Annotated in this window: 11 protein-coding genes; 7 read left to right on the forward strand and 4 right to left on the reverse strand. The window is 74.1% G+C overall.

The window, feature by feature from the left end:
• Positions 1-3: 3 nt before the first annotated feature.
• The 4 genes from IT347_03230 to IT347_03245 form a co-directional block, all read right to left on the reverse strand.
• Positions 4-651 carry a PorT family protein gene (locus IT347_03230; protein ID MCC6348588.1) on the reverse strand — a complete coding sequence of 216 codons (648 nt, stop codon included), beginning with the start codon at positions 649-651 and terminating at the stop codon, positions 4-6.
• A gap of 123 nt (positions 652-774) precedes the next feature.
• Positions 775-1866: a VWA domain-containing protein gene (locus tag IT347_03235; protein MCC6348589.1), complete on the reverse strand. Its 1092-nt coding sequence runs from the start codon at positions 1864-1866 to the stop codon at positions 775-777.
• 189 nt (positions 1867-2055) lie between these two features.
• Positions 2056-2622, reverse strand: coding sequence for a class I SAM-dependent methyltransferase (locus tag IT347_03240; GenBank protein ID MCC6348590.1), 567 nt, complete (start codon positions 2620-2622; stop codon positions 2056-2058).
• Positions 2623-2734: 112 nt separating this feature from the next.
• Positions 2735-4249: a magnesium chelatase gene (locus tag IT347_03245; protein MCC6348591.1), complete on the reverse strand. Its 1515-nt coding sequence runs from the start codon at positions 4247-4249 to the stop codon at positions 2735-2737.
• Between the two features lie 362 nt (positions 4250-4611).
• Here IT347_03245 and IT347_03250 point away from each other — a divergent pair, with 362 nt between their 5' ends.
• The 7 genes from IT347_03250 to IT347_03280 all read left to right on the forward strand — a co-directional run.
• A complete protein-coding gene (locus IT347_03250) occupies positions 4612-5772 on the forward strand; it encodes an endonuclease/exonuclease/phosphatase family protein (GenBank protein MCC6348592.1) in 1161 nt (386 codons plus the stop codon).
• A complete protein-coding gene (locus tag IT347_03255) occupies positions 5760-8498 on the forward strand; it encodes a CHAT domain-containing protein (protein MCC6348593.1) in 2739 nt (912 codons plus the stop codon). Before IT347_03250 ends, IT347_03255 begins: the two co-directional genes overlap by 13 nt.
• A gap of 94 nt (positions 8499-8592) precedes the next feature.
• Positions 8593-9186: a sigma-70 family RNA polymerase sigma factor gene (locus tag IT347_03260; GenBank protein MCC6348594.1), complete on the forward strand. Its 594-nt coding sequence runs from the start codon at positions 8593-8595 to the stop codon at positions 9184-9186.
• On the forward strand, positions 9183-9839 hold the full coding sequence (locus IT347_03265) for a hypothetical protein (protein MCC6348595.1): 657 nt from the start codon (positions 9183-9185) through the stop codon (positions 9837-9839). The genes IT347_03260 and IT347_03265 overlap by 4 nt, the downstream gene beginning before the upstream one ends.
• A gap of 139 nt (positions 9840-9978) precedes the next feature.
• Complete coding sequence (locus tag IT347_03270) at positions 9979-10806, forward strand: ABC transporter ATP-binding protein (GenBank protein ID MCC6348596.1); 828 nt, start codon at positions 9979-9981, stop codon at positions 10804-10806.
• Complete coding sequence (locus IT347_03275; protein MCC6348597.1) at positions 10803-12425, forward strand: hypothetical protein; 1623 nt, start codon at positions 10803-10805, stop codon at positions 12423-12425. Before IT347_03270 ends, IT347_03275 begins: the two co-directional genes overlap by 4 nt.
• 120 nt (positions 12426-12545) lie before the next feature.
• Positions 12546-13497: flavoprotein (locus IT347_03280; protein ID MCC6348598.1), on the forward strand; the 952-nt coding region annotated here is incomplete at its 3' end.

Below are 13497 nucleotides of genomic sequence, written 5' to 3' on the forward strand. Positions count from 1 at the left end.
CGCTCAGAGAATCGGGAACTCCAGCCCGGCGAGGACCTGCACGCTGCCGTTCTTGAGCTCGGGCCCGAACGGCAGCTTCGAGACGTCGGCGAGGCCCTGCTCGTAGCGGCCTTCGATCGTCCATTGCAGACCGGCCGCCCTGCCGAGCAGCCCGGCGCCGCCGGCGATCCCGTAGTCGAACGTCTCGACCTGGTTGCTGCCCAGCGAATAGTTCGCGAGCCCCGAGACCCCGAGCTTTTCGTCCATCTTGAAGCTGACGGTCGGCCCCGCGACGAGCATGAAGTTGACCGGCCCGGGCGAGGAGGTGCGCAGGCGAAGCAGCACGGGAATCGTGACGTAGTCGAGATCAATGCCCGTGCGCACGGTGCCGAAGCTGACGCCGCCGATGACCACGTCGTTCTCGGTGAACGTCGAGCCCTTGCGCAGCCACAGCAGCTCGGGCACCAGCTCGAGGTTCGGCGTCAGCCCGAGGGCGAGCGAGGCGCCGCCGCCGGCGCCGCTCCGCCACTTGAGGTCGCCGAGGCTCGAGCCGAGCTGCGAGGTGACGATGCCGGCCTTGAGGCCGAGGCGGACGTCGGCGCGCGCCGGCGCGGACGACAGCGTGAGGAGGATCGCGGCGGCGAGCGAAGACAGGACGGCGATGCGCTTCATGGCTTCTCCGATGGGTGGGGCGCCGCGGACGCGGGGAACGCATCGCCCGGGGCGGGAAACGACGCGCAGTCTAATGGACTTCGCCGGATTCGGCATCAGGCCCGGACCGCGCCCGGGGCGCCGTCAGTGCAGGCGCTTGCGCCGGTTGCGCACGAAGTCGCGGAACACGTAGGCGCCGAGGTTGTTCGGGTCGGTCTCGTAGATGCGGCCGTGGTTCAGTTCGGTGAGCCGCCGCACGAAATCGAGCAGCGCCGGGTCGGCCGCCAGCATGAACGTGGTGATCGTGATGCCCCTGCGGCGCAGGAACGCGGCCTCCTCGAGCGTCTTGTTGACGATCTTCGGATCGAGCCCGAACGGGTTCTTGTACAGCCGCCCGTGCTCGCGGATCGCGCTCGGCTTGCCGTCGGTGATCATGAAGATCTGCTTGTTGACGCCCTTGCGTCCGCCGAGGATGCGCTGCGCGAGCTGCAGCCCGGCCTTCGTGTTCGTGTGGTAGGGGCCCGCCTGGATGCGCACCAGGTCGCGCAGCGGCACCTGCGCGGCGTCGTCCCCGAACAGCACGACGTCGAGCGTGTCCTTGGGGTAGCGCGACTGGATGAGCTGCGTGAGCGCGAGCGCGATCTTCTTGGCCGGCGTGATGCGGTCCTCGCCGTAAAGGATCATCGAGTGGCTGATGTCCACCATCAGCACCGTCGCGCACGCCGAGGCGTGCTCGGTCTCGAAGACCTCGAGGTCATCCTCGGTCACCGACAGCTCGTCAATGCCGCCGCGCTTGACCGCGTTGCCGACCGAGCCGAGCGGATCGAGGTTCGCGAGGTCGTCGCCGAACTGCCAGGCGCGCGTCTCCGACAGCCGCTCGCCGCCCTTGCCGGCCGCGGGCACGCGGTGGTCGCCCGCACCGCCCGCGCGCAGCGTCGAAAAGATCTCGTTCAGCGAATCCTGGCGGATGCGGCGCTCGCCGCGCGGCGTCATCTCGAAGCCGCCGGCGGTGCGCTGCGCCTCGCCCGATTCCTCCAGAAGCTTCTTGAACTCCTCGACGCCGAACCGGTCGTCGAAGAAGCCGTACTCCCGGCCGAAGCGCTCCATCCAGCGCAGCGCCTCGTCCACGTCGCCGCCCGTCTGCAGCAGCAGGTTGCGGTAGATCTCCATGAGCTGCCGCAGGTGCTCGAGGTCGTCGGGGCGCGGCCCGCGCCAGCGGGTGTAGTCGAAACGCATGCTGCTCTGCTCTCCGGGAGGCGGGAGGACCTTGCGGCGCGCAACGGACGCGATGATGCCATGCCTGGCGGCCGCGCCAAAGTCGGGCTCCGGATCCGCCCGGGCGGGAGCGGCGTGGCCACGCGGATCGCGTGCCGGTGCGGCGGGTCGCCGGTCGCGCACGCGTCGCCTGAGCCGGCCGCGGCCGGCTCAGGCGGCCGGCGCGGCGCGCGTCGGCGCCTCGCGCCGCGCGATCACGACCGCGTAGCCGGGCACGCCCTCCTTCGGCTGGCGGCCCTCCTCCGCGATCGCGAACCCCGCCTCGCCGAGCCAGCGCCGGTAGCTCGCGACGTCGGCGTGGCTCCAGTACATCGGAACACCGGCACCGCGAAAATCGGGCTCGATCCCCGTCCACGGATCGCGGCCCACGGTGGCGAGCAGCCAGCCGCCGGGCGCGAGCCAGCGGGCGACGCGCGCGAACAGCGCCGGCTGCTCGCGGACCGGCACGTTGATGATCGAGAAGAACGCGACGACCGCCCCGAACACGCCGGCCGCGAACTCGACGTTCGTCATGTCGGCGCAAAGGAACGTCGCCGCCGGCACGAGCGCGCGAGCCCGCCCGATCTGGACCGGCGAGAGGTCCACGCCGGTCACGGCCCAGCGCCGCGCCATCTCGCGCGTCGCCGGCACGCCGTTGCCGCAGCCCAGGTCGAGCACACGCTCGCCCTCGGGCACTCGCGCGGCGAGCCGCCGCAGCCAGTGGCCGTAGCCCGACATCTCGAGGTCGGCGTCGTCGCCGCGGTAGGCGTGCGAGGCGCGGTCGTAGCCCTCGCGCACGACGCGCCTCGGGTCGGCCGGCGGCGGAACCCGCGGGCCCGGTTCCGGAGCCTCAGTCGTCGCCGAGCCCCGAAAGCATGCTCTTCAGCATGTCCTTGTACTCGGTGCGGGCGGCGTCGGTGCGCTCGCGCGAGAGCATCGAACTCTGGTGCAGGCCCTCGAGCACCAGCTCCATCGCCACCGCGTGTTCCTCGGGATTCGCCGGGTGCAGGTACTTGGCCGCCAGTTCGGCCAGTCCCTTCACACGCCGCAACTCGGCCGCGTAGTCGGCGGCCGGCAGGTCGTCGGCGATGGCCAGGTGTTCGCCGCCCGCGAACCATTCGAGCACCGGGCGGTACTCGACGTTCGCGCGCGTCTCGTCGTCGTCCGCCGGCGGCGCGCTGGCGCCGCGGCCACGCGTGCGGCGCGGCTTGAAGGCGTCGGGGAACGTCTGGTTGAAGACCGCCTTGACCCCGCGGCCGAGCAGCGCCCGCGCCACGTTCTGCGCGCCCTCCTGCTCGCCCTCGAGCACCAGTTCGACCTTGCCGCTCACCGCGCTCACCGCGTGCTGCAGGTCGCACACGCGGGTGGTCACGCGCTTCTCGCCGGTCGCCAGCGCGCGCCGCTCGGCGTTGCTCACCAGGTTTTCGAGCAGCGCGATCGGCAGGCGCGCCGAGACGCCCGAGTTCTGGTCCACGTACTCGCTCTTGCGCGCCTGGATCGCGACCTCCTCGACCAGGTCGCGCATGAACGACGGGATCGCGACCTCGACGCCGGCGGCGCGCTCGGTCCACGCCTCCTGGCGTGTGATCGCGACGCCCTGCTCGCGGGTCTGCGGGTAGTGCGTGACGATCTGCGAATTGATGCGGTCGCGCAGCGGCGTGATGATGTTGCCGCGGTTGGTGTAGTCCTCGGGATTGGCGCTGAAGACCATCGCCACGTCGAGCGGAATGCGGACCGGAAAGCCGCGGATCTGGAAATCCTTCTCCTCGAGGATGTTCAGCAGCCCGACCTGGATGCGCGGCTGCAGGTCGGGCAGCTCGTTGATCGCGAAGATCCCGCGGTTCGTGCGCGGAATGATGCCGTAGTGGATGACGCGCTCGTCGGAGTAGTCGAGCCGGAGCGTCGCCGCCTTGATCGGGTCGATGTCGCCGATCAGGTCGGCGATCGTCACGTCCGGCGTCGCGAGCTTCTCCTGGTAGCGCGCGTCGCGATGGATCCAGTGGAGCGGCGCCTCCTCGCCGTGCACCTCGAGAAGCTGGCGGGCGTGGTGCGTGAGCGGGCGGAACGGGTCGCTGTTGAGCGGGCAGCCCTCGAGCGCCGGAATCCACTCGTCGAGGAACTGAACGAGCGAGCGCAGCAGGCGCGTCTTCGCCTGGCCGCGCAGGCCGAGCAGGATGAAGTCGTGGCGCGACAGGATCGCGTTCACGACCTGCGGCTCGACGGTCTGCTCGTAGCCGACGATGCCGGGGAACAGCGGCCCGCCGGAGCGCAGGCGCGCGATCACGTTGGCGCGCAGCTCGTCCTTCACGGAACGGGGGCGGTAACCGCCGGCCTTGAGCTCGCCGAAGGTGCGGGGTCGGTTCATGGGTCGTCTGTGCCTTTGCGGCGGCCGGGTGCCGGTGCGGCCGGTCGGATGCGGGGGGCTGCGAGGCCGGGAGTCTAGCCCGGCGGCTTCATGCCCCGCCAGCCGGCGGCCGGCGGTCCGCCGGCCCGGCGCCGGGGCGCGCCACGTGCGCGACGCCGCGTCCTCCTCTAGCCCGACCTATTCATGAGCCCATGGCCTGCAAGTGACGGCTGCCCGCGAATCGCTGCGTCGCAGGGCTGGCCAGCTTCCTCGACGTGTCACCGACACGACTGCGTCGCTGGCCAGCCCTGCTCCTTGCGCTTCACGGGCATCCGTCACTTTCGGCTCACGGTTCATGAATAGGTCGGGCTAGCCTTTGCCCCGTGAGTCCACGCGATCCCGAGTACCGGGCGGAGTGCCTCGCGCTCGCCGCGGCGGTGCGGCCCTTCGCCACGATCGAGGCGCTGCGTGGCGCGCCCGCCTGGCAGGAGCTGCGCCCGCGATTCGAACGGCTGCTGCGCACCGTGCGGCGCTTCGAGCCCCCGCGCGCGCCGGCGCCCGCCCGCGCCGCCGGCGCCGTCACGCACGCGCAGTGGAACATCGAGCACGGCAACTGGTACCCGCAGGTCGAGCAGGCGCTGCGTTCGCACCCCGGGCTGGCCGGGGCCGACCTCGTCACCCTCGAGGAGGTGGACCTCGGCTGCGCGCGCGCCGGCAACCGCGACGTCGCCTTCGACCTCGCGGCGGCGCTCGGTCTGCACGCGGCGTGGGCGCCGCTGTTCCTCGAGACGACGCTCGGGCGCGACGACGACGAGCGCATGGCGTCCGGGCGCGCCAACGAGGAAGGCCTGTTCGGCATCGCGGTGCTGTCGCGCTGGCCGCTCGGCGAGGCGCGCGTCATCGAGCTGCCGAGCCCGCGCCGGATCCAGTTCGACATCGAGCGCATGATCGGCCGCCACGTCGCGCTGGCCGTCGAGGTCGTGCATCCGGAGCGGCCGTTCGTCGCGGTGGCCGCTCACCTCGAGGTGCATCGCACGCGCAATCACCGCGCCGTGCAGGTGCGCCGCATCCTGGCGGCGCTCGCGCACGAGCGGCGGCCGGTCGTGCTTGCGGGCGACTACAACACGCACACCTTCGACCGCGGCCTGTGGCACTCGGCCCTGCACGGCGCGGCGGCGCTGATGGCGATGCCCGGCGGGATGCTGCGCCGGCGGCTGCTGCGCCCGGACCGCGGCTTCGCGCACGAACCGCTGTTCGACGTGCTGCGCGAGGCGGGCTTCGTGTGGGAGCCGTTCAACGACTTCGCGCCCACGCTGCAGGTGCGAAAGGAGCGGCTCGAGGAGATCCAGGCTCTTCCGCCGCTGCTTCGCGGCCCGGCGAACGCCATGCTCGAGTGGGCCGTGCACCGCGGCGCGCTGCGCCTCGACTGGATCTGCGGCCGCGGCTGGCGCGGCGGCTCGGGCCGGACGATTCACGGTCTCGACGGCGCGGGCCTCGCGAGCGACCACGCCCCGATCGTCGCGGAGCTGCAATGCCCCGCGTGAGCCGCGCCGGAGTCGCCGTCCGCGGGGCCGCCGCGGGGCCACGATGCTCCCTGCGGTCCGTGCTGCTCGGCGTGCTCGCGGCCGCCGCGGCGTCGGGCGGCGCGGCTCCGGCGGGCGCCGAGCCGCGACCTCTGCCCGCGCGGGTGGTCGGGCAGTTCGCGCCGGCCGGCGCGCTGTTCGCCCGCGGCGCCGAGGACTCGGGCTACGTCGCCCTCGCGGCGCTGGCCGAGCGGGCGCTGGCCGCGGGGGACGACACGCTGCGCGTCGCGGCGCAGTTCGAGCTGGGCGCGCGGCTGGCCTGGTTCGGCCACTACGCCCGCGCCATTCCGCCGCTGCGCGACGCGCGTGCACGGGCCCGTGCGCTCCGCGACTCGACGCGCTGGGTGCAGTCGTCGCAGTGGCTCGCCTTCGCCCTCAACAGCACCGGCGGGCTCGCCGAGGGCGGCTCGCTCGCCCGCGCGACGCTGCCCGCGGCGCTCGCGCTGGGCGACCACCGCGCGGAGGCCTACCTGCGGCTTTCGGCGGCGTTCGCCGCGCTGCGGGCGGGTCGGGCCGCGGAGGCCATCCGGGGGTACCGGCGCGCCCTGCCGATGTTCGACCGGCAGCGGGACGAGTTCGGCGCCTGCGAAGCGCTCCTGGGCCTGGGACGCTCCTACGAGGTGAGCGGCCCGCGCGACTCCGCCCGGGCGTTGTTCCGGCGCGCGGCGGTGCGCGCGGAGCTGGCGCACCAGGCGCGCGGCGCGGCGTCGGCCTGGAACAACCTCGCGTCGCACGTTTACCTGGACGGCGATCCCGAAGCGGCGCTCGAATCCTGGCGCAGGGCGGCGCTCGTGGCGCAGTCCGCCGGCGACCTCGAAACCACGGTCTCGGCGACCGTCAACGTCCTGCTGGCGCTCTCCGATCTCGGCCGCGCCGACGACGCGCTCGCCCTGGCCGATTCGCTGCTCGCGCGGGTCGAGCGCGCCGGATCCGCCGACGGCATCGCCCGCGTGCGTTCGCGCATCGCGCTGCTCGAGCTCAAGCGCGGCCGGACGGACGCCGCGGCGCGCCAGTACCGGGCGGCGCTCGCGCTCCTCGAGCATGGCGACACCGGACTGCGCGCGCAGTGCCTCTCGGGACTCGTGCGCACCCTGTTCGCCCGCGACAGCGCCGCGGCCGCTCTCGCGCTCTACCGGCGGGCGGCCGCGGAGCTGTCCGGGCGTCTGCCGCCCGCGCTCGAGCGGGATCTGCTGCAGGCGGGCGCCTTCGCGGCGCTGCACGCCGATTCGCTGGCGGCCGCGCGGACGATCGCGCAGCGCACGTTGTCGGCCCTGCGGACTTCGGGCCTCGCGCGGGACGATCTCGGCGCCGAACGCGTGCTGGCGCTCGTGGCGGCGCGTACGGGACGCCTCGCCGAAGCGCGCGAGCACCTTCGGCGGGCGGAGCTGGCGCTGCGGCGGCAGGGATCCGACGTCACGGGTCTCGAATGGCGGACCCACCTCGGTAACCCGATCGCGCTGGGCGCGACCTGGGGCGAGGTCGAACTGGACCGGGACGGTGGACGCCGGCGCGACCACATCGCCGGCGCCTTCGCGGCCTTCGAGCGTTTGCGCTCCTCGCTGCTGCTCGAGCTCGCGGCCGGCCCCGGCGGCCGCGCCGCGCCGCTTCCCGCCGTGACGCTCGAACAGGCGCAGCGTTCGGTGCTTCGGCCCCGTGAGCTGCTGCTGCTCGCCTGGACCGGGCGCGAAGGCGGCTGGCTGCTGGCGGTCACGCGCGACACCGCCGCCTGCGTGCCGCTCGCGGGAGACGCGGCGCTCGCGCGCGACACCGGGCTGCTGCGCGACGCGCTGGCCGCCGTGCCGCCGCTCGAGCCCGCGACGCTCGAGCGGATGCTTTCGCAGGCGGGCGCCGGGCTGCTCGGCCCGCTCGTCCCGCTGCTGCGCCGCTGCGGCAGCGTGATCGTGGTGCCCTCGGGGCCGCTCCAGCGGACACCGTTCGAGGCGCTGCGCCTGCCGCTCGGGCCCGGCGGCGCGGACGCGCCGCTCGGCGTGACGCACGTGCTGGCGCGCGCGCCCTCGGCGTCTCTGCTCGCGCTCGCGCGCTCGCGCCCCACCGCGCGCCGGCGGGAGCCCGCGCTGCTCGCGTTCGCGAATCCCCGCGGACCCGGCGGTCGCACGCTGCCCGGCGCGCTCGCGGAGGTCCGCTGGCTCGAGGCGCGCTACCGCGGCGTGCGCGTGCTCGATCCGCCGCGCGACGACGAGACGGCGCTGCGCGCCATGGCCGCGGCGCCGGTCGTGCACGTCGCCGCGCACGCCGCCTTCGATCCGATCTCGCCCTGGCGTTCGTCGCTCGCCCTCGCCCCCGGCGATCCCGTGCGCGCCCGCGACCTGCTCATGCGCCCGCTGCGCGCCGAGTTGGTGGTGCTTTCGGCCTGCGAGACGGCCGGCGGCTCCTCGGGCGGAACCGGCGGCATGGAGGGCCTGAGCGCCGCGCTGCTGTGCGCCGGGGCGCGGGCCGTGATCGCGACGCTCTGGCCCGTGAACGATCGGGCCGCGCGGCGGTTCGCGACCGCCTTCTACGAGGAGGCCGAACGCGCACCCGACGCGGGCACCGCCCTCGTCCGGGCCCGGGCGCGGCTGCGCGCCGGGGGCGCCGGCCCTTACGACTGGGCGGCCTTCACGCTGGTGGGCGACCCGGGCAGCCGCATCCAGCTGGCCCGCAGGTCCCTGCCCATTCCGGGCTTCTGAAGCGGGCGGCTGACAGGCGCGCGCAACGCGTGGCATCCTGCGGCGCGCCGCAGGATGGTCTGTGACCTCCGACCCCGGAGCCGCGACTACACCGATGGACACCCTCGACGACGACGGAACCTCCGACGACGAGCTCGTGCGGGTCGCCCGGCGACGGCCGCAGGATCCGGCCGCGCTCGATGCGGCGGACCGCTTGCTTCGTCGCTGGCAGGGCCGTGTGTTCCAGTGGTGCCGGCGCCAGCTCGGCGATCGCGAGCTGGCCCTGGACGCGATGCAGGAGGTGCTGTTGAACGCCTACCGCAGCCTGCCCTCGATCGAGGACCCGGCCCGCTTTCCCGGCTGGCTGTTCACCATCACGCGCTTTCGCTGCATCAGCGAGATCCGGCGCCGCGGCCCCAGGTGGGAGCCCGACGAGGTGCTGGAGGGAATCGCCGCCGATACCGACGGCCCCGAGCAGCAGCTCGCACGCGGCCTCGAGGACGAGGGCCTGCGTTCCGCGATCGAGGAGTCGCTCGACGAGGAGGAGAAGCTGGCGGTGATGCTGCGCTACTGGGAGGGGCTCCCGGTGGAGGAGGTGACGCGCCTCGCCGGCATCCGCGGCAGCACCGGAGCGCGCGGCGTGCTGCAGACGGCGCGGCGCAAACTGCGGGCAAAGCTCGGCAGGGCGCGAAAGGAGGAGCGGCCATGAACGAATCCCGGGAGGAGCGCCGACTGCTCGAGCTGGCGGCCCTGCCCGCCGAGGATCCGCGCCGCATCGAGGCGGCCAGGGATCCGCGCACGCGCGCCTGGCTGCTCGAACACGACGCGTTCCTCGAAATCCACCCGCTCGACCCGCAGGACGAGGGCGAGGTGTCGCGCGTCGCGGCTTCGGCCCTCGCGCGCGCCCGGGCCGAGGCTGCGCACACGCACGGCGCCGTGCTCGAGCTGCCGCGCGCGGCACGCCGGCGCGAAGGCGGCCTGCCGCGCTGGGCGCTGGCCGCCGCCGGCGTCGCGATCGTGGCGGGCGCGGCGGTGGTGGTGCCGCGACTGCTGGTTCAGGGTCCGGGCAACCTGCGCTCCCTCTCTCCCGAGTCGTCCGCCGGCGCGTTCGTCAGCCGCGCCGCGTCGCGCGACGCGCAGGGCCGCGTGGTGCTGGCGTGGCGGCCGGCCGCGGGTGCGACCGCGTACCGCGTCGAGCTGCTGAGCGGGCTCGACGCGGTCGCCACCCGCGAGGTGCCGCAGGGCGATTCGCTGGTGCTCGATCCCGCCTCGCTGCCCGCGGGCCCGCTCCTGTGGCGCGTGCTCGCGCTGCGCGACGGCGCGGTCGTGGCCACGACGGCGCCGCGCGAGCTGCCGCGCTAGCGGGGACTCCGCCGCGAGCCGGCCGCGGGCCGCGAACACCGCGTTCGTCGCGTCCGCGTGGTCGGCCCGTGCGTTCCGGCCGCGCCCGCGCAGGCGCCTGCGGTATGGTTCCGGCTCCCACCCACCGCACGGAGCCGCGATGTCCTTCGCCATCGAAACATTCGAGTTGACCCGCACCTTCGGCGCGCAGACCGCCGTGGACCGACTCTCGCTGCAGGTGCCGGAAGGTTCCTTCTACGGCTTTCTCGGGCCCAACGGCGCCGGCAAGTCCACGACGATCAACATTCTCACCGGCCTGCTCGCGCCGAGCTCGGGGCGCGCGAGCGTCATGGGCTTCGACGTCGCCTCGCAGGACCTCGAGGTCAAGCGCCGCATCGGCGTCGTGCCCGACGGCCTGCACCTGTTCGAGCGGCTGAACGGCGAGGAGCACCTGCGCTTCGTGGGCGAGATCCATGGCCTCGCCCCGGCCGAGGCCCGGCGCCGCGCGCACGAGCTGCTCGAGGCCATGGATCTCACCGGCTCGGCGCGCAAGCAGGTGTCGGGCTACTCGCACGGCATGCGCAAGAAGCTGGCGCTTTCGTGCGCGCTCATCCACGAGCCGCGGGTGCTGTTCCTGGACGAGCCGTTCGAGGGCGTGGACGCGATCGCCACCCACGAGCTGCGCGAGCTGCTGCGCAGGCTCGTCGCCCACCGGCGCGTGACGGTGTTCCTCACCTCCCACGTTCTCGAAGTGGTCGAACGGCTCTGCAGCCACGTCGGCATCATCGCCAGGGGCCGGCTGGTCGTGGACGGCTCGCTCGACGAACTGCGCCGCGGCGCCGACGGCGTGACCCGCTCGCTCGAGGAGCTGTTCCTGGACGTGGTCGGCGCCGAGCGCGGCGACGTCGGCGCCGGCCTCGACTGGCTGACGGGCGGACCGGAGGCGGCGGCCGCCGGCGGCGCCCCGGGAGGCGGCCCCGCCTCGTGAGGACGCTGCGGCTGCTCGCCTGGCTGCGCTGGACCCTGTTCCTGCGCGCTTCGTCCGTCTCGAACCGCTGGGGCGCCATCGGCCTCAACGTGATGCTCGCGCTGGCGTTCTCGCCGTTCTGGTTCGGCGGCGCGCTGCTGGCCTTCGGAGGCGTCCTCAAGTTCGGAGCCCCCGCCGCGCTGCTCGTGTTCGGCGCCAGCCAGGTCGCCTGGATCTACTTCGGCATGCTGCTCGGCGCCATGGGCCGGCCGTTCGACCTCGACCGGCTGACGCGCTACCCGCTGCGGGCCGAGTCCGTCTACGCGACCAACATCCTCGCCTCCTGCCTCGAGCCGGTCTGCCTGATGACCCTGCCGGCCGTTCTCGCCGCCGCGGCCGGCGCGTTCATGCGCGCGGGAGCGGGGCCGGGCGTGGCCACGCTGGCCGCGGGGCTGCTCGTGACGCTGGTGACTTCGGCGCTGCTGCAGTTGCTGCTCGCGGTCCTCGACGAGGTCATGCGCCGCGAGTGGGTGCGCTACCTCGCGATCGCGCTGTTCTCCCTCACCTTCCTGCTCTTCCAGCTGACCGTCCGCGGCACGGCGCAGCGCCTGATCGCGCGCCTCACGGGACAGCCGCTCGATCCCGAACAGCTGGTCGGCCTGCTCGCCGGCTACCTCGCGAAGCTGCCGACCGTGGGCTGGCCCGGCGCGATCGCGACCGGAGCGCTCGACGGCTCGCCGCTGCGGCTGCTCGCCGGCCTCGCCGGCACCGTCGTGCTCGCGGCGGTCCTGATCTCGCCCGGCGCGCGGCTGATGCGGCACACGGCGCGCGCCGGCGAAAGCTCGGGCGGTTCCGGCCCGGCGAAGCGTCCGTCGTCGCGGGGCAGCGTGGCCCTGCTGCCGGGCATTCTCCCGCGCGGCGTCGGACTGCTCGTCGCGCGCGAGCTGCGCTATTCGCTCACCAGCCCGCAGCGGCTCCTCGCCCTCTTCCTCACCCCGCTCGTGCTGCTGATGCTGCTGTTCACCCGCAAGATGGGCCGCACCGAGGGGCCGGTGTTCGTGCTGCTGCTGCTCAGCTCGAGCCTCTCGTCCACCGCGATCACGCAGTTCAGCTACGACGGGCCCGGCGTGCGTTCGTTCTTCCTGCTGCCGTGCCGCGCGCGCGACGTGCTGCTCGCCAAGAACCTCGACGTGTTCTTCCGCATGACGGTCCAGCTCGCGCTCGTCCTCGCGCCTCTGACCGTGTTCCGCCGGACGCAGTGGGACGCCCTCGGTTCCGTCGCCATGATCGGCGCGGCGGCGGTCGTCTTCGGTGTCGTCGCGCTCGGCACCTGGGTCTCGATCCGCTGGCCGGTGCGCGCACGCCGCCGCGGGCTGAGCACGCGCGGCGATTCCGGCTGGGGCGGCCTCGTGGTGTTTCTCGGCGTCGCCGCGATCATCGGTGTCGTGTTCGGCGTCGTGTGGGCCGCTCGCGGCGTCGCCGGGCCCGCGTTCGCCGCTCCGGCGGGGATCGCGGTTTCGACCGTGATGCTCGCAGCCGCCGCCGCGACCTGGTGGGTGTCGCTGGACCGCAACGCGGGGGCGCTGCTCGGCAACCGCGAACGCCTGATCGAGGTGATCGCCAAGGTCGAGGAAGTGTAGGAGCGCTCCGGCGGTCCGGCGCCGCTGGCTCCACCGGGGCCCGCGCCTTGTGCGGCGCGCAGGCACGCGGCTAGATTCCACCGCCGCACCAAACACCCGCCCACCGGAGAGTCCCGCCCCATGCCCGTTCCCGCCCGCAACACGCTCGCCATCGTCGGCGCCGGATCCGTCGGGCTCGAAGCCGCGGCCGCGGCGCTCGAGCGCGGGTTCGACGTCCACGTCTTCGAGCGCGGCGAGGTCGGCGCGCACCCGATCGCCTGGGGGCACGTGCGGCTCTTCACCACGTGGGGCGCGAACGTCGGGCCGGCCAGCGCGCGGCTGCTCGCGCGCCACGGCTGGAGCGCACCGCCCGCCGACGCGCGCCCCACGGGCGCCGAGCTGGCCGGACGCGTACTCGCGCCGCTCGCCGCGACGCCGGAGCTGAAGGGCCGCGTGCACGAGCACGCGCAGGTCGTGGCGATCGGCCGGCAGGCGACGCTGCGCGCGGAGCAGCCGGGCGACGCCTCGCGCGCGGCGCGGCCGTTCCGGCTGCTGGTGCGCGACCACGGCGGGCGCGAGAGCGTGCTGCGCGCCTTCGCGGTGCTGGACGCCTCCGGCACCTGCGGCTCGCCCGCGTGGGCGGGCACCGGAGGCGTGCCGGCGCGCGGCGAGCTCTACCTGGCGCCGCAGATGAGCTACCACTGCGACGACGTGCGCGGACTGCGGCGCACCCGATACGCCGGCAAACGCACGCTCGTGATCGGCGGCGGCGCGACCGCCTGCACGACCGTCCTCGAGCTGGCGCAGCTCGCCGCCGAGGAACCGGGCACGACGATCACGTGGGTGACGCGCGAAACCGGCGCGTTCACGGGCGAGATCGCGAACGACCCGCTCGCCCCCCGCGCGGAGCTGTTCGCGAACGCGCACGCACTTCGTTCGGGCGGCGACCCGGTGATGACCTGGGTCGGCGGCGCCGAGGTCGAGGGCATCGAGTACAACTCGGCGACGCACAAGTACCGCGTCGCGCTCGAGGTCGCGGGCCAGCCGCGGCTCGAGGAGGCCGACCAGGTGATCGTCAACGCCGGCTATCGCC

Source organism: Candidatus Eisenbacteria bacterium (assembly GCA_020847735.1).
Lineage (GTDB): Bacteria > Eisenbacteria > RBG-16-71-46 > RBG-16-71-46 > RBG-16-71-46 > CAIXRL01.